21 protein-coding genes and 1 other annotated feature are annotated in these 24,292 nt (G+C 47.0%); of the genes, 5 read left to right on the top strand and 16 right to left on the bottom strand.

Annotated features, from left to right (window positions below):
* Positions 1 to 62 precede the first annotated feature (62 nt).
* The 3 genes from HPT30_RS17695 to HPT30_RS17685 all read right to left on the bottom strand — a co-directional run bounded on the left by HPT30_RS17695 (position 63) and on the right by HPT30_RS17685 (position 2,534).
* The gene (locus HPT30_RS17695) at positions 63 to 656 is read right to left on the bottom strand and encodes a YkoP family protein (RefSeq protein ID WP_376767047.1); all 594 of its coding nucleotides are present in this window, start codon (positions 654 to 656) and stop codon (positions 63 to 65) included.
* Positions 657 to 768: 112 nt separating this feature from the next.
* Entirely contained in the window at positions 769 to 2,031 is a 1,263-nt protein-coding gene (locus tag HPT30_RS17690; protein WP_175372678.1) for a serine hydrolase domain-containing protein, read from the bottom strand.
* A gap of 335 nt (positions 2,032 to 2,366) precedes the next feature.
* Positions 2,367 to 2,534 carry a hypothetical protein gene (locus HPT30_RS17685; protein ID WP_175372677.1) on the bottom strand — a complete coding sequence of 56 codons (168 nt, stop codon included), beginning with the start codon at positions 2,532 to 2,534 and terminating at the stop codon, positions 2,367 to 2,369.
* A 171-nt stretch (positions 2,535 to 2,705) separates the two neighbouring features.
* On the opposite strand from HPT30_RS17685, the gene HPT30_RS17680 reads away from it, so the two are divergent.
* Entirely contained in the window at positions 2,706 to 3,713 is a 1,008-nt protein-coding gene (locus HPT30_RS17680) for an ROK family protein (RefSeq protein ID WP_175372676.1), read from the top strand.
* 72 nt (positions 3,714 to 3,785) lie between these two features.
* Here HPT30_RS17680 and HPT30_RS17675 read toward each other — a convergent pair whose 3' ends face one another.
* From HPT30_RS17675 to HPT30_RS17650, 6 genes are all read right to left on the bottom strand, one after another.
* On the bottom strand, positions 3,786 to 4,562 hold the full coding sequence (locus HPT30_RS17675) for an SDR family oxidoreductase (protein WP_175372675.1): 777 nt from the start codon (positions 4,560 to 4,562) through the stop codon (positions 3,786 to 3,788).
* Positions 4,563 to 4,964: 402 nt separating this feature from the next.
* The gene (locus HPT30_RS17670; RefSeq protein WP_175372674.1) at positions 4,965 to 7,280 is read right to left on the bottom strand and encodes a discoidin domain-containing protein; all 2,316 of its coding nucleotides are present in this window, start codon (positions 7,278 to 7,280) and stop codon (positions 4,965 to 4,967) included.
* 369 nt (positions 7,281 to 7,649) lie between these two features.
* Positions 7,650 to 11,222, bottom strand: a complete 3,573-nt coding sequence (locus HPT30_RS17665; protein WP_175372673.1) for a discoidin domain-containing protein — start codon at positions 11,220 to 11,222, stop codon at positions 7,650 to 7,652.
* Positions 11,223 to 11,672: 450 nt separating this feature from the next.
* Positions 11,673 to 13,019, bottom strand: a complete 1,347-nt coding sequence (locus HPT30_RS17660; RefSeq protein ID WP_175372672.1) for an SDR family NAD(P)-dependent oxidoreductase — start codon at positions 13,017 to 13,019, stop codon at positions 11,673 to 11,675.
* Between the two features lie 136 nt (positions 13,020 to 13,155).
* Positions 13,156 to 14,316: an MFS transporter gene (locus HPT30_RS17655; RefSeq protein ID WP_175372671.1), complete on the bottom strand. Its 1,161-nt coding sequence runs from the start codon at positions 14,314 to 14,316 to the stop codon at positions 13,156 to 13,158.
* 91 nt (positions 14,317 to 14,407) lie between these two features.
* Complete coding sequence (locus HPT30_RS17650; RefSeq protein WP_175372670.1) at positions 14,408 to 14,998, bottom strand: TetR/AcrR family transcriptional regulator; 591 nt, start codon at positions 14,996 to 14,998, stop codon at positions 14,408 to 14,410.
* Between the two features lie 145 nt (positions 14,999 to 15,143).
* On the opposite strand from HPT30_RS17650, the gene HPT30_RS17645 reads away from it, so the two are divergent.
* Positions 15,144 to 15,800: an NADPH-dependent F420 reductase gene (locus HPT30_RS17645; RefSeq protein WP_175372669.1), complete on the top strand. Its 657-nt coding sequence runs from the start codon at positions 15,144 to 15,146 to the stop codon at positions 15,798 to 15,800.
* A 52-nt stretch (positions 15,801 to 15,852) separates the two neighbouring features.
* Positions 15,853 to 16,167: a binding site (T-box leader), on the top strand.
* Positions 16,168 to 16,271: 104 nt separating this feature from the next.
* Complete coding sequence (gene trpS, locus HPT30_RS17640) at positions 16,272 to 17,270, top strand: tryptophan--tRNA ligase (RefSeq protein WP_175372668.1); 999 nt, start codon at positions 16,272 to 16,274, stop codon at positions 17,268 to 17,270.
* Positions 17,271 to 17,428: 158 nt separating this feature from the next.
* Here the strand turns inward: trpS and HPT30_RS17635 are convergent, their stop codons facing one another.
* Positions 17,429 to 18,223 (bottom strand): SDR family oxidoreductase, encoded by a 795-nt coding sequence (locus HPT30_RS17635; RefSeq protein ID WP_175372667.1) that lies wholly within the window; start codon positions 18,221 to 18,223, stop codon positions 17,429 to 17,431.
* A 152-nt stretch (positions 18,224 to 18,375) separates the two neighbouring features.
* Between HPT30_RS17635 and HPT30_RS17630 the strand changes: the two genes are divergently transcribed.
* Positions 18,376 to 19,269: a LysR family transcriptional regulator gene (locus HPT30_RS17630; RefSeq protein WP_175372666.1), complete on the top strand. Its 894-nt coding sequence runs from the start codon at positions 18,376 to 18,378 to the stop codon at positions 19,267 to 19,269.
* A gap of 128 nt (positions 19,270 to 19,397) precedes the next feature.
* A complete protein-coding gene (locus tag HPT30_RS17625) occupies positions 19,398 to 19,775 on the top strand; it encodes a hypothetical protein (protein ID WP_175372665.1) in 378 nt (125 codons plus the stop codon).
* Positions 19,776 to 19,953: 178 nt separating this feature from the next.
* On the opposite strand, the gene HPT30_RS17620 is transcribed toward HPT30_RS17625, so the two are convergent.
* From HPT30_RS17620 to HPT30_RS17595, 6 genes are all read right to left on the bottom strand, one after another.
* A complete protein-coding gene (locus HPT30_RS17620) occupies positions 19,954 to 20,526 on the bottom strand; it encodes a TetR/AcrR family transcriptional regulator (RefSeq protein WP_175372664.1) in 573 nt (190 codons plus the stop codon).
* Between the two features lie 201 nt (positions 20,527 to 20,727).
* Positions 20,728 to 21,222, bottom strand: coding sequence for a DMT family transporter (locus HPT30_RS17615; protein WP_175372663.1), 495 nt, complete (start codon positions 21,220 to 21,222; stop codon positions 20,728 to 20,730).
* Positions 21,223 to 21,252: 30 nt separating this feature from the next.
* Positions 21,253 to 21,678, bottom strand: a complete 426-nt coding sequence (locus HPT30_RS17610) for a DMT family transporter (protein WP_175372662.1) — start codon at positions 21,676 to 21,678, stop codon at positions 21,253 to 21,255.
* 288 nt (positions 21,679 to 21,966) lie between these two features.
* Positions 21,967 to 22,368, bottom strand: a complete 402-nt coding sequence (locus HPT30_RS17605) for an NUDIX hydrolase (RefSeq protein WP_175372661.1) — start codon at positions 22,366 to 22,368, stop codon at positions 21,967 to 21,969.
* A 127-nt stretch (positions 22,369 to 22,495) separates the two neighbouring features.
* Positions 22,496 to 23,323 carry a carbohydrate ABC transporter permease gene (locus HPT30_RS17600; protein WP_175372660.1) on the bottom strand — a complete coding sequence of 276 codons (828 nt, stop codon included), beginning with the start codon at positions 23,321 to 23,323 and terminating at the stop codon, positions 22,496 to 22,498.
* Positions 23,324 to 23,342: 19 nt separating this feature from the next.
* A complete protein-coding gene (locus tag HPT30_RS17595) occupies positions 23,343 to 24,221 on the bottom strand; it encodes a carbohydrate ABC transporter permease (protein ID WP_175372659.1) in 879 nt (292 codons plus the stop codon).
* Between the last annotated feature and the right edge of the window lie 71 nt (positions 24,222 to 24,292).

Raw genomic sequence — 24,292 nt, 5'->3', positions numbered from 1 at the left:
TAAATATATGCGTTTAATGTCAGGGGAGAATAGCTCGTTTGTCTATTTCATCATAAACTATGTTAACCCGTAGTTTTCTGTAAGGGGGAGAAACGTTTTTGTAAGGAATTCCGCGAATGAATGAGCCGTATGGGTACCAGCAGCTCTGTCCTCCGGCGAATTCGCTGTCTTCCCTCCGGGTGCATTGCTGAGAGCAGCAGTCGAAGATAGATCGTTGTGAACCACTCGAAAAATCCGGATTTTAGGCTTTGTTGTTCAAAACCCAGACCGTGAACTAGTCCCCGGTGAAGCAGTGTAATCCCCATCAAAGCTTTAGCCTGCTTGAACTCGGAATGCGATTCGAAAGCATCGTTAATTTGCTGCATGGATTTACGTAGCATACGGGCGGTTTGCAGCGCGGCCCGGTCCGAACCTTCGGCTTGAATGAGCTTCAGGATCATTTCATTATCGAGATGGATCTCTCCTATCCACTCCCCATGCTGAATAACCGTGGCATCCTGACAAACAATGTCATCCCCCCGGTGTTTTTTAAGCAACACTGTACATATGCCAAACCGCGATTTGTGCGAACCGCGAAAATGAGACAGCAGCGCGAACGCTTTTTCCCACATCATCCAGAGGGACTGTACGGCAGTTTTTCGTATTTTAAAAGTCACTTTGTTCTCTCCTCCCTAGCGTCTATATATGTTTGACGCAGCGCAGCTGGTAATCACTGTCTTTTAACGAAAAAAAGCCCGCGACGGTCGCGGACTTCAATTCGGGTAGTGGCTATCCATTCTTCGGATACCCGAAAAATGTCCACTTCCCTTGTTCGTTCATTTCAATACGATAGGGGTCAACTTGATCCGAATGCTTGCGCACAAATCTCCCTTCACCTACCGGGTAAATCTCGATATGAAGATTCCCTGAAAATCTCGTAAAGTATAGTTTTCCCTGAATAAGTTCGATTTCGATCTTATCCTTCAGATAGATTCCGCAGAATTCTGTAAGCTTGTCTTCGCTGATGATCTGTTCATCATGTTGTGTAGGAGCCTTGACCTCTACATGATGCAGTATATCTGCAATGGCTTGACCCAGTCTGTACTGGTCGATGGCTTCGTTATTCGAAAGAATGATGATACAAAGATCCTCATCGAAGTAATTCTGCATATACGTGCTTACTCCTAGATGATCTCCCCCGTGAGCATATCTGTGCGCCCCATACACATAATGATGTTCCAGACCGTAGCAGTAGTTATTTTGGTTTTCGTTGAAGAACCTGGAATAGGCTTCTAGGGACAGGAGCTTCCGATCCCGCAAACAAATATACCATTTTAACAAGTCTTCGCAATTAGAAACGATAGCGCCAGCACCGATGCTGAATTTTTCATTATGATAAGGACTCTTAATGATTGTATTAAAATCTTTTGTATACGGAGTAGATTTGTTGTTAATAGGTTTGCAGCCATCATCTACATCACTGTTCATCATTTTCAAAGGCTTAAAAATGTTGTTTCGGATAAAATCCTCATAACGCTCTCCAGAGACATTCTCGATGATCCAGGCCAGTAAATTATAGTTGGAATTATTGTAGTCAAAGGCGGTACCTGGGGGTGTTGTAGGCTGTTTGTTAATATATGTTTTAAAGAAGTCGTCTCGCGAATACTCGTTCCTGTTGTATCCAGCAAAAAAGTCATTTTCAAAATTATGAAAATTATATAACCCGGATGTATGCGACAGTAAATGATGTACAGTAATAGACTCATGAATTTTCATGTTTTCAGGAAGGTAAACCTGTGCAGACTGATCGATATTCAGCTTGTTCTGATCATGCAACAGCATAATTGCAAAAGCGGTAAATTGCTTCGACACGGAAGCGAGAGAAAAGCACGAATGGATATTATTTTTGATCCCAAACTCAAGATTTGCGTATCCGTATGCGCTTTCAAATAATACTTCACCTTTGCTGACTACTTGAATAACCCCATAGAAGTCCCATAATTCCAGATAGCTGTGAATATAAGCCTCTAGTTTCATTTTTGCGGATTGCATTGGTGTCTCTCCCCCTCACCTCTACGGGATGGTTCATAGGATGTAACGGGGTTAAACTGCGCTTTACTCAAAACAATCATCCCTTTCAGCAGTAATCTGGTTCATCTTTCTTATCCTACTCTTTATTCCAGACTATGACAATCTGCCGGAGAACCAAACGAAAGGGATATCACGCTTTTCTTCCTAAATTATAAAAACAAGACTACCGAATCTAAAGCAACTCGGAAGCCTTGCATATTTTCTATTCATTCACAGCATTTATGACTCGCTATCTTTTTCCCCTATTGGCTTTGCCGCATGTGAAAATAAACCCGCTATGCCTACAGCTATTAACACTACAATCCAGCTGAGCTAATGATCAGACCCATCATCATGACAAAACGTCCGCCTTTATGCGCAATCAAATGGCTGGCACTCAAAAGTCCGATGCTCGAGCCTGTGGTCAGCCCGAATATGATCCACCCCATTTGTTCCGTAGAGGCACCCAGCGTATCCCGTATCATCGGTGTTCGAGACACCTTATAATTCAGTACGATTTTATTGTCAAGATTAATTCTAGCAATACCGTTACAATAAGCTTCACTAACTTGTGAGCTCTAGCTACACTTGACTTTAGAATCAATTTTGCTGCATAGTGAATAAAAATCTTCATTAAGGAATAATGGAGGCTCCCAATGAATCAGCCTAGTAAGAACCTTATCAAAGAAATTAACCTGAATCACGTAAGAAGAGTAATGAAGCAAGTGCAAACAGCAACAAAGCCTCAGCTATCAGCATTAACGAAGTTAAGTGTCGTGACTATTAATTCGCTCGTTAAAGATCTTGTGAAGTATGGAGAGTTATTGGAGGATGAGTTAGTCTCATCGAGCGGGGGAAGACCCGCTTTAAATTATCGGTATAATTTCAACTATCATTTGGCATTAGTCCTCTATATGAGGGAATATCAGGGTCAAGATACTGTTGTTGCAACAGTAATCAATCTGCAAGGTGATGTATTGGCACGGGAAGACTATGTAATGGCATTGTTCGAAAAAGAACGTCTCTATGCAATAATTAACCAATTTCTAGTGCAGTATCCTTCCATTAATGTTATCGGGCTTGGTATTCCAGGGCAATCTGTTCATGGTGAAATTACCGTAAGCAGTCATGAACGGCTCAACGGGATTCGAATCATTGAAGATTTGCAGCAAGAGTTTGGCCTTCCTGTCGTGCTTGAAAATGACGTCAACGCTGCTGTGGTTGGATATTGTGTAGAGAGAGAGCCTGAAGAAGAGCAAACGGTGGTCGGCATCTATTTTCCAGACAAGACCCCTCCTGGTATGGGCATCTATCTGGATGGCAGAATTGTCAAAGGAAAAGACGGCATGGCCGGTGAAATTAAATTCCTCCCACTACATGCGGATTGGGGAAGCTCCCTGGACTTTCAGGCGTTTGCCGAGGTTGTTAGCCAAACTATTCATATTACCAATGCCATTCTCGCTCCGCATAAAATTGTCATTTATCAGCAACAGATGAACCCGGCGGATTGGGCGCAATACTGGAAGGAGTACAGGGCCAAACACAACATGCCTGTAGAACCTGAAGTTTTATTGGAAACAACATTCCAAGAAGATTTTGAAATAGGGATGAAATGGCTAACGCTCAAGGAACTGGAACCGAGTATTACAATAGCCGATGAATAGCCTGGAGAATAGTTGAGCAAAAAAAGGGAAGGACATCATGTCCTTCCCTTAGTAAGTATATCAATCGTTACTTCACCAGAAGCCCCCATCTGAATGAATGATTTGCCCCGTAATCCATCCTGCTTCTTCACTTGCCAAAAAAACGATTAGCTTCGCAGCATCCTTAGGTTCACCAATGCGTCCCATCGGGAATTTAGGGAGTAAGTGTTCCTTCACTTCACTGTCCATCCATCCGCTATCTGTAGGGCCGGGATCTACTGCATTAACCGTAATTTGCAACGGGGCTAATTCAAGCGCGATGGATTTTGTAAACGTAGAAACCGCCCCCTTGGTTGCAACATAGGCTAAATTCCCAGGCTCCGGTGACTTGTCCTGACCTGACACCATATTAATAATACGCCCACTATGTTGTCCTTCTATCCGGCGGGCAAACTCAACCATTAAGAGGCATGTACCTCTAACATTCACGTTATAATGAGCATCCAGGATCGCTGCATCTATGGAACGAAAATCTACATCCACAGAATAGGTTGCGTTGTTCACTAGAATAGTTGGGGAACCCAACTGCTTTTGAACTTCACCCAACAATATCCCTGGTGCATCCGGCTGCGACAAATCTAGCGCCATGGACTCACAGCGTACCCCCAAGCTGACAATTTCATCTCTCAACTGCTGCGGCCAGTCTAAATCTTCATTCATATAATAGTTCATTCCGCGATCATATACGGACCAATGTGTGAAAAAGATATCAGCGCCTTCTCTAGCTAACTCTAGACAGATTGCAGTGCCGATTCCTTGCGCCCGGCTAGCTCCAGTAACAATCGCAATCTTATTCATTAATGATTTCATCCGAGATCATCTCCTTGCGGAAACGCTGAAATCATGCACTACTTGGAGATGCAAGCTTCCCAATAAAAAACGAATACCCTAAACTAGGCATTCGCTTGGCGTATTTATAGCACATGAACCCAGCGATCCCTATAATGGTTAAATTTAAAATAGACAAAATTGACCCTCCATTAAAGAAGGCATCAGCCCATCTATTCCATTCACTTAGCCATTAAAGGATATCTCCCATTCCAGTCCATGCTCCTTTCGTAACATCTCCAGTTGCCATCGTATCATGATTACACAATATAGTAAATCATTTCCTATTGTCCGTTAACCGTAGAAATACTATAGAGATAGAGCCGTTGGTTGATAAAAAAACAAGGTGCTCTCCGAAGAGCACCCTGTCTTGGACTTTCACCATTAATTGTTGATAGTCAAGTTAAAGCCGTTTTGAATAAAGTTGGTATTTGGGTTGGCAATATTGCTGGTATTCAAGTTATTGAAAGTTGCCGAACCGTTGCCGGTGTAGGTATAGATTGCTGCCCCTTTGTGCGGGGAAGTGAAACGCGAAGTCTCAATACCATCCCGACCTGTGCCATTAATGTTAATGTTGTTGAATACAATGTTCTGGAATCCGCCGCCGTATCCGAACTGAATGGCACTGCGCTGAGTGTTGATGATATCGATATTCGTGAACGTTACGTTACGAATCGAATCACTCGATGCTTCCAGGTCGATCGCTCCGCGTTCACCGTTGTACAGATCCTTACTTGTACCGCTGTTGATAATGGTAGTATCAGAGACAGTAATTCCGGTGTTGTTCTGGAAGTGGTATCCAGGGAACACCGTATTCATCCGAATACCGGAACCGCCTACTGTATCAACGATCAGGTTGTTGGTGGCCTTGTGACCACTGCCGCCGAAGAAGGCAATACCCGCAGCACGCCAGTTATGCTCGATGGTGTTAAAGGAGAAGGTGTTGTTCACACCCTGAGGTGCACCATTGACACTGCTGGTCCATACGGCCAGACCATCGTCACCGTTATTACGAATGCTGCTGTTGCGCACAGTAGAATTGCTTGTACCTTGAGCGAAGTTTACGCCGTCTGCAAGGTTGTTGCGAATACGGCTGTTCTCAACCACCAGACCATCAGCAATCATAGCCGGCGTATGAGCATAATCACCCACCCAGATACCACATTCAAAGTGCTCTACCCAAACGTTGCTGACTCTGGAGTTTTTGCCGAAATTATCCATCATAGCTTTGTAGATGGCCTGTTCCCCATAACGTGAACGAAGATTGGAGTTCATGTAGACGTTGCTGAAATCAAGTTTGCCGGAAACGCGGAAGGAAATCCCGCCCCCAGCAATGTTCGGATTCGTGAACTGGATATTTGTATGCCAGATACCCGCACCCAGAATGGTGATATTGTTAATCATGTTACTCTCTGTGCCGATCTTCCACATTCTGCTCAGATGGAAGGTGCCTTCTGGAATATAGAGCGTTCTGCCTGTAGATACTGCCGATTGAACAGCTGCTTCGAAGGCAGCAATATCATCTTGCCCATCATTGGCTACGGCGCCGAAATCCGTTACGGATACGGAATTCGCCGGACGGGTAATGGCTGCCGGAACAGGCTCGATTTCAAGGAAGTCTACACCGTATTCCAGGTTGTCGCCATTGTTCTTCTGAATGCGGATGGTATCGCCCGCTTTGAGCGGAGTATCCAGCTTCCAGTGTACTTCATCGAAGCGGAACAACGGACGCCCGTCGGCTGGCGTGTCTCCCGGATGATCGCTAGAGAAGTACTGCCAGTTGTAGTAAGAAGTCAATGGAACGGTCTTAGCTTTGGTTCCGTTCACGTAGACATCCAGCGCTCCGTTAAGACCCATACCGTTAGCAGAGTCTGGCATCGTGAAGCGCATGGTCACACCTGCGCCGCCTTCACCTGGTCTTACCGTCCATTGCACGGAGGAACCGTTGGAAGGAAGTGCGATATAACGCTGACCGGAAGCTTCTGAAGCTGTCTGTGATTGGTCGAAATTCGGAGCCGATTTTAACGTTGCCCCGCCGCCACGGGTTGCATCTTCAGTATTATAACGCGTATACGGCATGGTTGCTCCACGGTTAGAATTTACAGGTGGCGTTGGAGCTGGAGTGGCTGTAGGTGCTGGTGTTGACGTTGGTGCTGGCGTTGGCGTTGGTGTAGGGGTCGTACCGCCCGCACCATAAATTTCAAATTCAGATAATTGTCCTGCAGGCCATTCCGTGTTAGCCGTTATGTTCAGACGAACGTAACGAGTGCTTACAGCCGCGAAATTAATGGTAACGGAATTGCCAGCAACGTTAGGATTGAACGCATAGTTGGCAGAGCCTACGATATTGTTGAATGTCGAACCATTCGTGCTTCCCTGTACAGCCAAAGTCTGTGTCCGTGTTCCCCAGGATGACGGCAGTTTCAACACGATTTGATCAATGTTCGTATTCGCGCCAAGATCTACTTGAATCCATTGCGGAAAAGCATTGTTATTGCTCTCCCAGTATGTTCCCTGATTGTTATCAATCACATTGCCCGGTCCGTAGGTTTGGGTGTAACTGCTAGCGCTTACATTCTTCCCTAGCGCTAGATTCGGTCCGCCGGCAGCAGACACTGGAGCAGGAGATTCAACTGTCAGAAATAAGTTTGAGATTAGCATGGTCAATACTAGAGACCACGCGATATATTTTTTACGCATTCTATTCCTCCTAAGGCAGATGTAAGTACGATAAAGCATAGATATCCAAAAACGAATGATTGATAGCGGTTACATATTGTTCAATAAAACGCTATTTTTCTTCTTTTGCCCGCCTCTCTGTCTACAAATCGGAATTACTGTCGATCCTCCTTTCAATGACATATACTCCAATTATAGATGAATCATTGCCAATGAAATAAGTGGTAAATCTACGATTAATGTATGCATCCTAATGATATTAGAGGAAATAAATAGTAATTAATTCTTATTTCTCCTAACTCTAAGTTCCAAATTTCGATATTTTCCTACGGATTAAACCAATGAAAAAAGCAGGATACTCCGAAGAGTACCCTGCTTGTGGCTTTACTATTAATTGTTGATGGTAAGGTTAAAACCATTTTGAATCAAGTTGATATTAGGATTGGCAATGTTGCTGGTTGTCAGGTTGTTGAATGTGGCTGAGCCGTTGCCGGTATAGGTGTAAATTGCTGCACCCTTATGTGGTGATGTGAATCGCGATGTCTCAATGCCATCCAGACCTGTGCCATTAATATTGATGTTATTGAACACGATATTCTGGAACCCGCCGCCATATCCAAACTGAATGGCACTGCGCTGTGTTCTTTGAATATCAATGTTGGTAAATGTTACGTTCTTGATGGGATCATTGGAGGCTTCAAGATCTATTGCTCCACGTTCACCATTGTATAGGTCTTTACTCGTACCACTGTTGATTATAGTAGTATCGGAGAACAGAATACCTGTATTATTTTGGAAATGGTATCCAGGGAATACGGTATTCATGCGGATTGCAGAGCCGCCCACAGTGTCCACGATCAGATTGTTGGTGGCTTTGTGACCACTGCCGCCGAAGAAGGCAATCGCTGCTGCACGCCAGTTGTTCTCAATCGTATTGAAGGAGAACGTGTTGTTCACGCCTGCCGGCGCACCGTTGACGTTACTGGTCCATACCGCCAGACCATCGTCACCGTTATTACGGATGCTGCTGTTACGAACTGTAGAGTTGCTGGTACCTTGAGCAAAGTTCACACCATCAGCAAGATTGTTGCGAATCCGACTGTTCTCAATGACCAGACCATCAGCGATGATGGCTGGTGTATGGGCATAGTCACCCACCCAGAAGCCGCACTCAAAATGCTCTACCCAGACATTGCTGACTATGGAGTTCTTACCGAAATTGTCCATGAACGCTTTGTAGATCGCACCTTCGTGATAACGTGAACGAAGATTGGAATTCATGTAGATATTGCTGAAATCAAGCTTGCCTTGAACACGGAAGGAAATTCCGCCGCCTGAAATATTCGGGTTAGTGAACTGGATATTCGTGTGCCAAATTCCTGCACCCAGAATCTTAATATCATTAATCTTGTTGGCTGGCGTACCGATCTTCCACATGCTGCTTAAATGGAATGTGCCTTCAGGAATGTACAATGTCTTGCCGGTTGCAACCGCGGATTGAACCGCTGCTTCAAAGGCTGCAAGATCATCCTGACCATCATTCGCAACCGCACCGAAATCGGTTACGGATACCGAGTTGGCCGGACGGGCGATGGCCGCAGGAACAGGCTCGATTTCGAGGAAATCCACACCATATTCAAGGCTGTCACCATTGTTCTTTTGAATACGAATGGTGTCTCCGGCTTTAAGGGCTGTATCAAGCTTCCAGTGAACCTCATCAAAACGGAATAGCGGACGTCCTGCACCCGGTGTATCTCCTGGCTGGTCACTGGAGAAATACTGCCAGTTGTAGTAAGAGGTCAACGGAACCGTCTTGGCTTTAGTACCATTCACGTACACATCCAGTGCTCCGTTAAGGCCCATACCATTGGCTGAATCCGGCATAGTGAAACGCATCGTCACACCCGCGCCGCCTTCCCCTTGTCTAACAGTCCATTGTACATAGGAACCATTAGAAGGAAGAGCAATGTAACTCTGCCCGGAGGCTTCCGATGCGGTTAGTGCTTGATCGAAGGTCGGAGCGGTCTGGAGTGTTGCACCTCCACCTCGGGTAGCATCTTCCGTATCATACCGGGTATAAGGCATGCTAGCACCACGAGCCGAGTATACGGTCAGATTAGTTGTGCTGACATTGTTGGTTTGTTTAACCGGAGCTTCATTGGCGTCTACCTCAACGGTAGTCGTCACCGTGTAGTTCCCAATTGCTGCTGTCCAGGAACCTACACTGACATTCACCGATGCTCCCGGCGCAAGTGTACCGTTATAAGTACCATTGTAAGTCTGAACAGTTGTTCCAGCGGCGTTCTTCAGAACGACTGTAACACCATGAGCTCCCCCGGCCGAAGCCAGATTCCCTTGATTCTTCAGGTTAACAGTAAATGCTACTGGATTGTTGACTGTTGGATTACTAGGGGTCCAAGAGATTGTACCGACCAAATCGGAGCTTGTAATTGGCGCAACAACCAGTGAAGATGGATGTGTGTAGCTGTTATTTGCTTTATTCTCTTCGATGATCTCATTATTCTCGTCTACCTTAGCGCTGACCGTGTACGTACCGGCAGTCTTGGTACCCGCATTCACAGATACTGTGGCCGATGACCCTGTTGTCAAAGCACCTACTGTCGCAGACCCGGCCAGCTCATTGTTCAGATAGAAGTTCACCTTAGCAGCTGGGGAACCTGCGGAACCGATATTCTTGACGGTTGCATTCAATGTGATTGCATTATTCTCAACTACAGAAGTCGGTGTCCAAGAGATTCCAGTAACTGTAAGATCGGGATTCGGTGCCGGTGTTCCGAATACCTGGAATTCAGCAATTTGTCCGGCAGGCGCGCCGGAATTGGCTGTAATGTTCAATTGCAGACGTTTAACCGTTGCTGTAACCGGAATCGTTACTGTATTACCGGAAGCGGGATTGAACGTGTAGGATTGTGCTGCAACCAGATTGCTGAAGGTTGTAGTGTCTTGATTATGGCCTAACACTTGAATGGTTTGTGTCCGTGTGCTCCAAGCAGAACCAGGATTCAGCTTCAACACAATGGAAGTGATGTTATGATTCGCACCGAGATCCAACGTCAGCGAACTTGGGTTGCTGCCGCCTTCCCAGTACGTGTTGGTGTTGTTATCATTAGCATTCGCAGCTACAAAGTTCAAAGTGCTGGAAGAGGCAGTGATCGCTTTGCCGATTGCAATGTTACTGCCTGTTGGTGGCGTAGGCGTTGCGGTCGGACTAGCCGTTGGGGACGGGGTCACCGTTGCAGTAGGTACAGGTGTTGCAGTCGGTGTTGGCGTAGGGGTCGGTGTTGGCGTAGGAGCGACCGTTGGTGCGGTCGTTGGCGACGGAGTTACTATTGGTGTGGCTGTTGGCGACGCCGTAGGTACAGCGGTTGGCGATGCAGTCGGCACCGGAGTTGCCGTTGCGGACGGCGACGGAGTCGGCGTTGGGCCACTGGCACCGTACACTTCAAATTCGGAAAATTGGGCTGCTGGCCAACCGGTGTTGGCCGTCACGTTCAAACGAACATAACGTGTGTTCGTGGCAGTAAAATTGATGGTAACTGAATTGCCAGCAACGGCTGGATTGAATTCATAATCCGCAGAGCCGACAATGTCCGAGAACGTTGAACCGTTCGTGCTGCCTTGAACAGCCAGCGTTTGTGTCCGTGTACCCCAGGCCGTTGGCAGCTTCAATACGATTTGGTCAATATTTGTATTGGCACCAAGATCCACTTGAATCCATTGAGGGAATGCATTGTTCGTGCTCTCCCAATAAGTCCCTTGATTGCTGTCATTCACATTGTTCGGACTGTAAGTTTGAGTGTAGCCGCTCGCAGTAACATTTTTGCCCAGTGCCAGGTTTGGTCCACCGGCAGCCGATACAGGTTCAGGAGATCCAACGGTCAGGAATAAGTTCGAGATCAGCATTGTTAATACGAGTGACCATACAACATACTTGTTGCGCATTATATTCCTCCTCAGGTGATGTGTAAGTACGTAAAAAGCTTTAATCCCATCAATGGACGAGTTGTTAGCGGTTACAAAACAATGCATCCATTCTTTAAAGCGCTTACCACCTCTTGCCCAACCCGCTCTTACTTAAACAATCTGTTATCGCAGGCGCTCCTCCCTTCTATGACATTCACACTCATTATAGAGGCATCATCGATCTAGAAATAAGTGGCAATTCTACGGTAAATATAGGCGTTTCCATGATAATTGAGGTAAATAATCCAAAAGTCGGAATTTCACACCATGCCCAATTTCCTGTATGTGATGCTTCTGTCCTACTTCCACAGTGTTCCATCTACTACTTAGGCTCACAGCAAAAAAACAGGCCAGAGATTCTTTCCTCCGGCCTGTTTTTGTCCTTATAATACAATCAGGAATGATTCCATTCACATTCCAAAAATAGCATTAGCTATCGAAGGTCATGCCAGTCATTTTCTGACTCAGCAGCCATAGACGCTCTGCCAAACCGGGATCAATGGCCCGTTGTAGCACGCCAGGTCCAAAGGGAGCATCATCCGGGACAAGCGTTGAGATATCCACACTCTCACAATATACTCCGCCTTTGCCTTCAAGCTGTAGATTGGCAGCACACCAGACACTGGTCGCGGCCCCCTGTTCTGTAGTGATGAAGGTATATTGGCTGCTAGTAGCAGTCAGTTCTTCCTCCGAGACATCCCGTGCCAAGTCTGTCTCAATCGAGCCGGGATGAACGGCAAATGCACGAATGCCATGCGGCTGCCCTCGACGGTCCAGTCCAACAGCGAACAGTGAATTCGCCGTTTTGGATTGACCGTAAGCCACGTATTTATCATAAGGCCGGTTCTCAAAATTCAGATCATCGAAGTCGATACCAGAAATATGAATCCCGATAGAAGACAACGAGACTACCCGGGCGTTGCCTGATTGCTTGAGCGCTGGCCACAAGCGGGCTGTCAATTGAAAGTGACCTAAGTGATTAGTGGCAAACTGAGCCTCATACCCTCTCGCATCGTGAGTGACTTTCGGTCCCATAATTCCTGCATTGTTGATGAGGATATCCAATGCACGTCCGGAATCTAAAAATCGCTGGGCAAAGGCATCAATGGATGCCGGATCGATCAGATCCAGTTCTTCCAATTCTACACGCGGAATGGACGCCAGTGCTTCCCGGGCTTTCTCTAACGTTCTTGCAGGCACGATTACTGTAGCACCAGCTTTCGCCAGTACTCGGGTCGTTTCCAGACCAATACCGGAATAGCCACCAGTGACAATAGCGATTTTCCCGGTCAGATCACGACCTCCAAGTGCTTCTTCGGCTGTAGTAGTCACTCCAAATCCGGAAGGAAGCGGTGCTTGCGGTGTAGCCGTATAATAAGAATAATTGTTCATAAAGTTTTCTCCTCCTAATTCTGAGAGCCTCATCATATCCTGATAATGCTCCAGCTTGAAATTCATAACCTCAAGCGTAGACTGTATTTCTGTCAGTTGCTGGTCAATCTGCTGCTTATGCTCAAGCAATACGTTATAACAGCTCTCATACTGCTGATCCATCGCCAGTTGCATGTAGCGTTCAATCGATTTTATCGGCATACGGGTTCGTCTCAGCCGCACGATGAATATGAACCGTTCCAGATCCAATTTCCCGTATTGGCGTTGACCATTCTCCGTCCGCTCTGAAGGCGGCACCAGCCCGATTTTCTCATAATAACGGATCGTATCATAAGTCAGGCCCGTCTCCCGGGCAATGTCTGCAATACTGTACACAGACTCCATCTTTCGCTCCTTTCAACTGGGCAGCTTATCACCCAAGCTTGTCATTTCTTCTGCATCTTATCCCATGGAGTTCACTCCATGTCAAGACATCCCCTTTTAAAAAATATACCTGTGGCTTAGCATAGCCTGTGAATGATCACTTTATTTCCACCACTTTACTACGGGAGAACCCGAGCAAAAATGGCAGTAGGGAGATTACACCGGCTAGAGCAAGGATAAGCCCTATCCAGAGCGGTGCGACCAGACCATAACCGGCGCTAATGGCCAGACCCCCGACTGACGAGCCTATCACTACACCAAAAGTAACGATCGCGGTATGAATGGTGTTTACCATAAGACCACTTCCTCCCGCTCTAATAACCCTGGTCACCATAGGCGGGTTCATGGGAACCCCGGCAAGTCCAATGACGATAACAGCCGCTATCACCACAGCCGGTTCATGTGCACCAATGGCAAATGCAAGGAGCGCTACCGACAAGAGTATCAGACCTATGGTCAGCAGTGGCATCATATATCGATCGGCCAGTCTGCCCGTAATTAAATTCCCTACCACAGTCGCAGCTCCATAAACGACAAAGAGCAGTGGAACCGAGGCTGCAGAAAAGCCTGTCAAATCGGTGAAAATAGGCGCAAAATAGCTGAACGCTGCAAATGTCGCCCCAATAATGAGAAAGCTGGTCAGATAAGCTGCCCAGAGACCACGGTTACGAAAGGATTTCAGCTCATGCCGCAAACTTGTAGGTTCGGGCGTAGACAATACCGGAATCAACCGCAAGGCGGTCATTCCTGATAGCAAGACAAGAATCGCGACTGCCCAGAAGCTGAATCGCCATCCATAAGCTTCCGCAGCCCATGTTGCCGCAGGAGTACCGAGAACCGTAGCGATCATAAGACCACCGAAGATAATTGACACCGCACGTCCGCGGGTATTCTCATCCACGAGCGAAGCAGAGATGGAGATCGATACACCGAAGGCTGCCGATGAGGCTATACCGGTAATAATACGTGAGACCATCATCAGCGCATAGCTCTCCGCCACAGCACCAAGCAGTTGTCCGACGAAGAAGACTGCTATTAGGGTAATAAATGCTTTTTTCCTTGGTGTATTCAGCAAAGCTGCGGTGAGCAACGGCCCACCCACAACCATCCCTGCCGAAAAGGCGGTAATAAGATACCCTACTGCTGATACGGTTACTCCGAATTCTGCGGCAAGTGTATTCATCATTCCGGCTACCATAAATTCTGAGGTGGTCATACAAAAAATAGCCAAGCTAAGTACATAGATTGCAAATGGCATTTCAATCTCCTCTTTTCATAATTTATTGTAAAATCTAAGTATTGTAATGATCGGTACAATTCTAGCGCAAAAAAAAGTGCCGGATACCCGGCTAGTAAATAGCTGCCAATGTGCCTTCCACAATGGTGTTGGCCAAATCACGATTCTGTGCGGAACTGTTAAGTACACGAAGTCCGTAATAGCTGCTGAGAAACATACCTGCTAGTTCTTTGGCTGCTCTCCCTGAAGTGATTTCACCAGTCTCAATCCCCTGCTCCATCAGTCCAGAAAGCATCTCCTCTAAAAATCCGATATGCCGCGTTGCCACCTGCTCCACCATCGGATCAACCCCTGCCCGTTCCATGGCTGCGTTAATCAAGAGACAGCCCCGGCGCCCTGTTTCAGAGAAATCCTCCTGAACGGCCCATTCCAGTAGTCCCCGCAGCTTTTCTTTCAATGGCAACGGACGCTGCAAAAGCTCGCTCTGCTCCTGAATGCCCTGCTCATGATACCGCTGAAGGGCTTGTTCGTATAACTCATGCTTACTGCCAAATGCATTATACAAGCTGCCTTTTCCAAGGCCGGTCTGTTTGCACAAATCCTCAGTAGAGCAGCCTTCATATCCGTTTATCCAAAAGGCTTCCATGGCTGCGTCGATCACCGCCGTATCTTTAAATTCTCGTGGTCGCCCACCTCTGGTCATGACAATAGTCCTCCTTTCCAAACAATAATAAATCACAGTATAGATAATTTGTAACGTTCAGTCAAGAAGTTGTTTACAGTGCTATACTTCTCTGTTACAGTGAAGATGTTATACCATATTAAATCGGGAAAGGAAGTCGGAATATATGAAAATTGCCATTATTGGAGCCGGACATATCGGTGGAAATCTTGCCCGTCGTCTTACCAAGCTTGGACATGAAGTCTCAATTGCCAATTCCCGCGGACCTCACACCTTGACAGACCTCGCAGCAGAGACTGGCGCCACGCCTCAAGAAGTTACAGAAGTCGCCCGTGGAGCAGAGTTAGTCATTGTAACGATTCCGCAAAAGAATATTCCTGATCTTCCCGAGGGGATCTTAGATCACACTGCACCAGACGCTGTCATTATTGACACCGGGAATTATTATCCCCGTCAACGAGACGGTTTGATTGCGGAGATCGAGGCTGGCTTGCCGGAAAGCCGGTGGGTCGAGCAGTACTTGAAACGCCCCGTCAATAAAGTATTCAATGGGATTACCGCTGCTAATCTGCTTGAACGCGGAGTACCCGCTGGTTCACCTAACCGCATTGCCCTGCCGGTAGCCGGGGATGATCCCGCTGCCAAGGCAATTGTACTTCAGCTTGTCGAAGAGCTGGGTTTTGACGCTGTAGATGCTGGCGGACTGGACGAGTCCTGGCGTCAGCAGCCGGGTACACCGAGCTACCGGGAGCATGGAGCAGATAGTCTCCGCCAAGCCCTGGCAGACGCCAGTCCTGAACGAATTGAAGATTTTAAAGCCTGAGGCGTTGATTTTTAACATGAAATGGCTTATTGTAATAGCAATGTGAAACGGATAAACGACGTTGAAGAAGAGTAAGTACGCATCAGATGTTGAGGTCCAGAGAGTCGGTGGCCGCTGTGAACCGATCCTCACCTGATGCCGAATGGGCTTCTGAGTCGCTACGCTGAACCCTAAGTAGGCGCTGCCGGGAGTCTCTCCCCGTTACCAAGAGAGGAGTATCGCAAGACCGCCTATTCATGGCGTCTTCCTGTACTTTTAGTGAACCGCTTATATAGAAAGTGAACTTAGGAATCTAACGGAGCCAAATTCTTAAGTTCAGCTTATATAGCGGTTAAAAAGGTGGTACCACGATAACCTCGTCCTTTGCGGACGGGGTTTTTTTGTATTTTTTAAAGGGGGTGATGTCCATGGACGATGGTTGGTGGTTCCGTAATTTCAGTCGCACAAACCTATTATTGAGGAGGATTATTCATGAAAGAACGTATATTAACCGGAGACCGGATTACAGGAAAGCTCCATCTTGGACATTACGTCGGAAGTCTGAAGAACCGGGTAGAATTGCAGCATCAATATGACACCTTTTTACTGCTTGCAGATGTGCAGGCCCTCACGACCCACTTCGATCAGCCTGAACTGATTCAGCGCAATCTGCGTCAGGTGGCTATGGATTATTTGGCGGCGGGAATTGAGCCTGAGAAGGCTACCATCCTGGTGCAGTCTTTGATCCCGGAGATTGCCGAATTAACAGCTTATTTCTCCATGTTCGTAACGGTGAACGCTTTGCGCCATAACCCCACAATCAAGGCAGAGGCAACAGAACGCGGCTTTCAGGATATGTATTACGGCTTCCTCGGGTATCCGGTGAGCCAGACCGCAGATATTACCTTTTGCAAAGCGTCACTGGTGCCAGTGGGTGAAGACCAGCTTCCCCATATCGAGCAGTCCCGCAAAATCGTCCGCCGCTTCAATCAGTTATATAAACCCGTATTAATCGAACCTAGAGCCCTCGTGGGCGAGATCCCTCGTCTCGTCGGTCTGGATGGAAACAGCAAAATGAGCAAAAGTCTTGGAAATGCCATCTATTTGGACTCCACACCGGAGGAAATCAGCCAGCAGATTCAAAAAGCGACTACGGACCCTGCCCGTATCCGCAAATCCGACCCCGGTCACCCTGACATCTGTCCAATCTACGCTTATCATCAGGCCTTCCGCCCGCAAGGCGCACAGGAAATTCATGAAGACTGTACTAAAGGGCAGATCGGTTGCTCGGAGTGTAAAAGAAAGATTTTCGCTACCATTAATGAGCTGCTGGAGCCGATGCGGGAGCGGCGTGTAACGTACCAGAATCATCCCAAACGCGTGGATGAAATTCTGATATCAGGTACAGAGACAGCTCGTCTGGCCGCCAAAGAAACGATGCTCGAGGTACGCGAAGCGATGGGGATGAACTATTTCGCGGTAGATGCATAGATTAAACGCTATGAAAAAGGCGGGGCATTTGCCCCGCCTTTTCTTGCTGTATTCGCACAATCTGATGGTGCTTCTCTTCCTAAGATTCTGTGCCGTTGACCGAGAGGATTCCTTCTCCATCACACTTCATGAATGGTTATGCCCACCCGGATAAATAATTAGACCGTCGGAATCGTTCCGCCGTCAATAACAAATTCGCTGCCCGTGATTGACGCTGCCCGATCCGATACCAGGAAAGCTATCAGTTCACCCACCTCTGCCGGGGTACCCGGACGTCCAAGCGGTATGCCACCAAGGGATTGCAACAATTCTTCCAGTGCGCTTTCTCTGCTGCCTGTCTGAATAGCAAGACGGTCTATCATAGCATCAGCAGCCTCCGTCTGGATAAAACCAGGAGCTACCGTATTTACACGAATGCCTCGGGGCGAAAACTCCTTGGACAACCCTTTACTGTAGTTCGTAAGCGCAGCTTTGGCAGCAGCATACGCCAAGGTCGACTCGTGCAACGGCAGAACTCTCTGGATTGACGAGATGTGAACGATGGCTCCGGCCTTCTTCTCGACCATCAGCGGCAGCAGGCCCCGATCCAGGCGAACAGCAGCCAGCAGATTCCAGCTCAGCTCATGCAACCAATCTTCATCGGTCAAGGCGAGCGCGCCCCCGGCGGGAGTTGTCGATCCACCTACACAGTGCACCACAATATCAATGCTGCCAAAACGGCTTTTCACCGCTTGAATGACCTTCTCCACCCCTTCAGGAGTAGCCAAGTCAGCTTGGACGAACAAGCTAGCGTCCACCAACTCGTCGGGGACAGAGCGGGCGCTGGTCATCACCGTGGCTCCGGCTTGAGCCAGTCTGCTGGCGATGGCTTTACCCATTCCCTTCGTCCCACCGGTAACCAGCGCCGTTTTTCCTGCAAACTCGTTTAACGGATTTTTCAAAAATGTATTCATGATTCATCCTCCTGCTATTTATTTATGCCGACTAGGCAAATGCACTTGTTCATCAAGTTCACTGTAATCTTATCCTCCGACTTGTTATATTGTCTAATTCATAGTTATAATCAAATTCATTAATATATTTCATATAAAAGAAGGTGCCGAAGTTGGAGCTTACCCAACTAGAATATTTCCTGACTGCTGCCCGTCTGCAACATATGACCATGGCTGCCAAGGCTTTAAACATCACCCAGCCTGCATTAAGCCATTCGATCTCCAAGCTGGAGAGCGAGCTCGGTGTTCCGCTCTTCGAGCGTAATGGACGCAATATACAACTGAATCGTTACGGGAAAATGTTCGTGAAATGGGTGGAACAAGCTTTGCAGGACATCAAGAACGGGATGCAGGAAATCGAGGAATGGATTCATCCCGACCAAGGTGTCATCTCCATGTCTTATTTGAACATCTTAGGCGTAGACCGAGTTCCTTCTCTTATCAGGGACTACCGCTTAAACCATCCAGAAGTGAGATTTGAACTAAAGCAAGGCAACAATGGCGATATTGATGAGCATCTGGAGACCGGTCACTCTGATCTGATGATCACTTCCAGGGAAACCATCATGGACAATCATGAATGGATCATCATCGAGAAAACGCCCCTGTATATCGTTGTCTCCTCCACTCACCCCTTTGCCGGACGTGAATCACTGAGCCTGCTGGAGCTGTCAGGAGAACCCTTTGTCGGACTCAAGAACAACTGTGGCCTGAAGGCTACCCTAACCTCTCGTTTTCAAAGTACAGGCTTTATGCTGACCTCCACATATGACGCTGAGGATTTGGCTACGGTTGCCGGCTTTATCAAAGCCGGACTCGGGGTGTCTGTTCTTCCTCAGACGCTGGGCCTCATGCTCGATGGCTTGGCCTGGATTCCCATCCAGGAGGAGGGCTGGTACTGGGAGATTGGGCTGAAGTGGCGCAAAGATCGTTACCTCTCACCAGCTACCAAACGCTTTATTGCGTACGTGCAACAAACCTCACCTGTGGCCGAGTCAGAGGAATAATACAACGTGGTTCAGGGAATCAAAAAGAGGTGAAGTTCCTTTATGAATAGTCATACGGCTAATAGCGACGATGAAAAATTACTCTCAGCAACGTGATCATATTCACCTATTGAAGAGGAGTGATCCATATGTCAAGCAATCTTCGGACAAGCAGTCAGAAGCCGCAAGCGGTGATGCTGACGCAAATCCTTTTATATCTCGCAGCGGTTGTTAACCTTTTCAACGGTTTCTATTCCATTGGCAGTAATAATTCTCTGAAAATGACATTGGCCGCGATCATGATCCTCTTTGGCTTGGTCGCCATTTGGGTCGCAAGCCGCTTGGGACAACCCATTCCCTCCCGGCGTAACCATGCTATCGTACTCGCCAGCATTCTAATTCTTCTACGGATCGTGGAGTACTTTGTCTGGCATAACTTCGGATTCTTGGTTGGCATCATCCTGCCGGTCCTTGTCGTTTGGAGACTCGGCAAGACAGAGGCTAAGGAATGGTATAGTGCAAATTAATGGCTTGCGTCCCCCCATAACCAAAAAGAACCCTGTCGGTTAGCGACAGGGTTCTTTTATTTGCAGACTCTTTTACCGCCTATATGCGCCTGGATGTCATCCGTTGTGTGCTAAATATTCTCTAGCTTCCCCCAGTAAAACACTTCTTCGGTCATACATATAGTAGCAGCTTCTCCATCTAGGAGCGAACCGCATCCCAACTCATACGAATAATCTGCTGGAAATTCTCTTCGCTGCCCTCCAGTTGCCCCTTGAATACCGTTTTGGCGAAATGCGTGACTGGCAGATAACAGTAGGACAAGAGCAGCATAGTGTTCAGCGCTTTAAGCTCTCCCTTCTGCTTCCCTTTGTCGAATAGTTCATACAGCCCAACAAACATCGATGACGTATCATCCAGGCATAGCCGTTCAACATAGGGAGAGTGCTGATACTGTTCCAGCAACAGGAAGTAATCCTTGTTGTTCATGATAAAATCCAGAGAATTTCGCATAAGCTGCTCGCACAATTCTTGGGAAGACAGGGATTCATCCAGTCCCTTGCTCATCTGCTGGCTCATTTTCTCCTTAACCTTCACGTAAAGCTTGGCTAACATATCCTCCTTATTTTCAAAATACACATAGATGGTTGCCGAGGAGACGTTCGCCACCTTGGCAATTTTGGACATGGAAATATCCGAAAATCCAATTTCATTCAATAGTTTAATCGTTGCTTCAAAGATGGCTTTACTCTTTTTTTCGTCTTTATGTCTCATGACCTCACCTTAAATGATCGTTCGGTTAAAGTCAATGGATACAATTTGCACGAAGTACTGTAAGAGTTCCCCCGCAACGTGTGCGCCTCCCCGGCGCGCCGGTGCGGGGTCTAAGGTGGTGCTCAAACCTCTTGTCTGCGTCATCAGGTGCTTCGCAGCAACGAGGATTATGACTTATTCTGCATTTCTATACAGTAAGATTTACTCCTGTGTACCCGTTCTGCCAAGGACAGGTGCTTGTGCTGCTTCTGTCCCTTTCGCTTTACCTCCAAATTTAAACACAATAATTCCGCCGACAATGACCAGTACTCCAAGAAACTGATTAAAGTTAAACGGAACCTTTTCTAGTCCAAGCCACCCCATAGAATCCCATAGCAGGGCAAAAGCGAGTTGTGAAGTCATCACGATGGAGATCGCGAAGGTAGGCCCCAGCAGCTTCACTCCCTGAACGAGACAGATCACAACGCCAACGCCGATCATTCCGCTGATCCAATACCATGGCTGCATATTTTGCAGCGCAAAGGTGCCTTTTCCTTCAACAATCAGGCTGATGATCAGTGAAGCGATGAAGCCCATGCCGAGTACCAATGTAGTGGTCGACCATGAACCGGTATGTTGATTAACTTTGCTGTTGAAAATATTTTGCAGGGCGACAAACGAACCCGCAATAAGCGCCAGTAGTATTCCCGCTAACATATGTGTATCCCCCATTTGTGTATTACAGTTTTAGAATTTCATAATTACGACACCAGCGATCATCATCCCGATGCCAATAAAGTGCGGTACCCGCAGCTTCAGTTTTTTAACCCCAAACCATCCGCGAACATCAATTAAGAACGTCAGGAATAACTGGGCGATTAGCAGCGCAGAGATCGTATAGGTCACACCCATCATCTGAATCGCTGTAACCTCAGTGAAAATAACAATAGCTCCGAACGAACCTCCCAGCAAATATAAAGGCTTCACTTTCTTAAAGCCATCCTTCTTACCATCCCGTACGAATAGCAGGATAAGCAATGCCATCAAAAATCCGGTCAGCTGAGTGATTGTTGCAGCCTGCCAGGTGCCAATATCCTGACTAATTCTCGCGTTAGCGACACCTTGCAGTGTAATGCAGGCCCCACCCAAAAATGCAAAAATAATTCCTCTCATCTCTCGTCTCTCTCCTTCATTTAACTCTCCTACTAATTAAAAGACATTACGGGGCATTCCGGGAAGGACATCTGTCCTTAATTCGTAAATTCCGCTTTCAGCAAGTAGAAACGGCTTTGCCGTCCTCTAAGGGACGGTATCCGTTTCAGCGAGAAATATAAGGATGATTTATACAGTGAAACATATAAATTCTTATATTTGAACAAAAAAAGCCCGCTTTACGCCTATTATAGGCTGTAAACGGACTTTTACTCAGAACTTCGTGTAGAATTTCATTCAGGACTTCATTTAGAATAACTGCTTCAACTCATGCAGCTTGTCGAAAATCAATTGGCTGACGGCGGAGACGCGATCCCGATCGCTGTAGGTTAACCATGCCAGTTCCTCAATTTCCGAGGCGGCGGCTAACTCCCCTTCAAATTCCGCAGTATAGCAGGTCATTCGCACAGTCACACCTTCCGCTTTTCCATGTGCCCCTGCTTCAAAGGTCCCTAATGGCGAGATCGTCTCTGGCTTAATCTGAACGGACAATTCCTCCTCTATCTCACGAACAAGCGTCTCTTCATCGGTCTCGCCGGGCTCACGTTTCCCTCCAGGCAGATAGTAGGTATCTTTTCCGGTGGAGCGGGCAGCCAGCACACGACCTTCAACGATATGAACCAAAGCTATTTTATCAATCAATGTAGTCATTTCAGTCTCCTGCGTTTGTTTTTCTGAACATTATAGCATAGGGGCGATTCATTTCAAAAAACAATAAAAACTCTCTGTCTCGAAAGACAGAAAGTTTTTAGCCTTACTAAGTTTCAGCTTGTTTCGCCTATCCCTTAACCGCAGAGCCGACCGTCATTGCTCGTTCCACCTGCTCACTGAAGAACAGATACACGATGATCATCGGCAGCGAAGCCATCGTCATTACGGCACCCATTCCGCCCCAGTCCGTGCTGTATTGTCCTTGGAAGAACAAGAGACCGAGCGGCAGAGTTTTCATCGCTTCATTAGAGATCAGGATATATGCAAGGGTGAATTCGTTCCAGTTCGTAAGGAATTGGAAAATTGCAACCGTTGCAATAGCCGGCATAACCATCGGCATGATCACTTGCATAAACATCCGGTAGATATTCGCACCATCCATACAAGCCGCTTCTTCAATCTCCGTTGGAATTCCACGCATGAATCCGTAGAATATCATGGTTGAGAACGGAAGCCCTAAGGCTATATAAGGAACAATCAGTGCTCCATACGTATTAGATAAATGGAAGTCCCGAACCAGAATCGCCAGCGGAATCATAATGACCTGAAGCGGGATAAACATCCCGACCAGCATATAGATCCGAACGGCATTTCTGAACTTCCAGGTCAGCCGGGCTACAGCAAAGGCGAACATCAACGCAAAGAGCAGAATGAAGACTGTAGCAATGGATGAAACTACAATACTGTTGATAAAGTATTTTGGAATATTGAATTGTGACCATGCAGTCACATAGTTCTCAAAGCGGAAGTGTGTCGGTAAGCCAAACGGATTGGTCGAGAAAATTTCGTCGTTATTTTTCAATGAATATGAAATCATCCAGACTAGCGGATATACCGAAACGATAAAATAGATCCACAGCGGAACCTGGTAAAGTACGCCTAACGCCTTTTTCATGTCACGTTCCCCTTTCTGCCTAGACCGCCTCGTTACGATCAAATACTTTGTTGATAACCACCGTTGCAATGAGCGAAATGATTACCAGAACTACCGCTACGGCGCAAGCATAACCATAGTTGCTTTCCAAGAAAGCGTAACGGTATACCATGAAGGTCATCGTATAATTGCTCGTTCCCGGTCCACCGTTGGTCATGATCAGCATTTGTGTAAAGGCGCTAATCCCGCCGGTGATAGCGATTGTAAAGCAGAACTTGTACGTTTCTTTCATTAGCGGTAGTGTCACTTTCCAGTGGGCCTTCCATTTGCTGCAGCCATCGATCGTCGCGGCCTCCATGTATTGTTCAGGAATCGACTTGACGCCTGCATACAGGAGTGCGAATTGATAGCCCATGAACTGCCATGCATTGACAAATGCAATTGCGATAATCGATTTAGTCGGTGAAGTTAACCAATGCTGCTGATAAGGAATACCCAGCATTTGCAGCAGGCGATTGATAAGCCCGTTAGTCGGATCATAGATCGCAATCCAGAGCTGGCAGACAACCGTCACAGACAATACAACCGGAATAAAGTAAGCCGTCTTAAGCAGCTTGCGTCCCTTTACCTTAACGTCTGCACAGACCAGAGCCAAAATCGTACCCAAGCCGATCTGAAACACAACAAGCACTAAAGCGAAAATCCCGCCGTTCTTCAGCGATGTCTTGAGCAGCGGGTCCGTGAATAAATCACGGAAATTCCCTAGCCCATTGAAGGTAGCTTCACTGAGTCCGTCCCAGTTATAAAAACTGCGGTAAACGGTTTGCAGCACGGGATAGATAATAATTACGGTGTAGATTAGCATGGCGGGCAGAAGGAAAAATAGAATCGCTTTTTTATTGCCCAAGTACTGTCTCATAACCCTCCACAGCTCCTTTCCAAAATAAATATTCTCTGGTTTAGAACCCCGGAAGCCCCAAGCCGAAGCTT

The sequence above is a fragment of the Paenibacillus agri genome (assembly GCF_013359945.1).
Classification (GTDB): Bacteria; Bacillota; Bacilli; order Paenibacillales; family Paenibacillaceae; genus Paenibacillus_AQ; species Paenibacillus_AQ agri.
The sequence above is the reverse complement of the archived record's forward strand: the minus strand, read 5'-3'. Positions and strand labels throughout refer to the sequence as shown.

Excerpts from the sequence above, each read along its gene's own strand:
- HPT30_RS17690 (WP_175372678.1), bottom strand. The coding sequence starts at position 2,031 with ATGCAATCCGCAAAAATGAAACTAGAGGCTTATATTCACAGCTATCTG.
- HPT30_RS17685 (WP_175372677.1), bottom strand. The coding sequence starts at position 2,534 with ATGATACGGGATACGCTGGGTGCCTCTACGGAACAAATGGGGTGGATC.
- HPT30_RS17680 (WP_175372676.1), top strand. The coding sequence starts at position 2,706 with ATGAATCAGCCTAGTAAGAACCTTATCAAAGAAATTAACCTGAATCAC.
- HPT30_RS17675 (WP_175372675.1), bottom strand. The coding sequence starts at position 4,562 with ATGAAATCATTAATGAATAAGATTGCGATTGTTACTGGAGCTAGCCGG.
- HPT30_RS17670 (WP_175372674.1), bottom strand. The coding sequence starts at position 7,280 with ATGCGTAAAAAATATATCGCGTGGTCTCTAGTATTGACCATGCTAATC.
- HPT30_RS17665 (WP_175372673.1), bottom strand. The coding sequence starts at position 11,222 with ATGCGCAACAAGTATGTTGTATGGTCACTCGTATTAACAATGCTGATC.
- HPT30_RS17660 (WP_175372672.1), bottom strand. The coding sequence starts at position 13,019 with ATGGAGTCTGTGTACAGTATTGCAGACATTGCCCGGGAGACGGGCCTG.
- HPT30_RS17655 (WP_175372671.1), bottom strand. The coding sequence starts at position 14,316 with ATGCCATTTGCAATCTATGTACTTAGCTTGGCTATTTTTTGTATGACC.
- HPT30_RS17650 (WP_175372670.1), bottom strand. The coding sequence starts at position 14,998 with ATGACCAGAGGTGGGCGACCACGAGAATTTAAAGATACGGCGGTGATC.
- HPT30_RS17645 (WP_175372669.1), top strand. The coding sequence starts at position 15,144 with ATGAAAATTGCCATTATTGGAGCCGGACATATCGGTGGAAATCTTGCC.
- trpS (WP_175372668.1), top strand. The coding sequence starts at position 16,272 with ATGAAAGAACGTATATTAACCGGAGACCGGATTACAGGAAAGCTCCAT.
- HPT30_RS17635 (WP_175372667.1), bottom strand. The coding sequence starts at position 18,223 with ATGAATACATTTTTGAAAAATCCGTTAAACGAGTTTGCAGGAAAAACG.
- HPT30_RS17625 (WP_175372665.1), top strand. The coding sequence starts at position 19,398 with ATGTCAAGCAATCTTCGGACAAGCAGTCAGAAGCCGCAAGCGGTGATG.
- HPT30_RS17620 (WP_175372664.1), bottom strand. The coding sequence starts at position 20,526 with ATGAGACATAAAGACGAAAAAAAGAGTAAAGCCATCTTTGAAGCAACG.
- HPT30_RS17615 (WP_175372663.1), bottom strand. The coding sequence starts at position 21,222 with ATGTTAGCGGGAATACTACTGGCGCTTATTGCGGGTTCGTTTGTCGCC.
- HPT30_RS17610 (WP_175372662.1), bottom strand. The coding sequence starts at position 21,678 with ATGAGAGGAATTATTTTTGCATTTTTGGGTGGGGCCTGCATTACACTG.
- HPT30_RS17605 (WP_175372661.1), bottom strand. The coding sequence starts at position 22,368 with ATGACTACATTGATTGATAAAATAGCTTTGGTTCATATCGTTGAAGGT.
- HPT30_RS17600 (WP_175372660.1), bottom strand. The coding sequence starts at position 23,323 with ATGAAAAAGGCGTTAGGCGTACTTTACCAGGTTCCGCTGTGGATCTAT.
- HPT30_RS17595 (WP_175372659.1), bottom strand. The coding sequence starts at position 24,221 with ATGAGACAGTACTTGGGCAATAAAAAAGCGATTCTATTTTTCCTTCTG.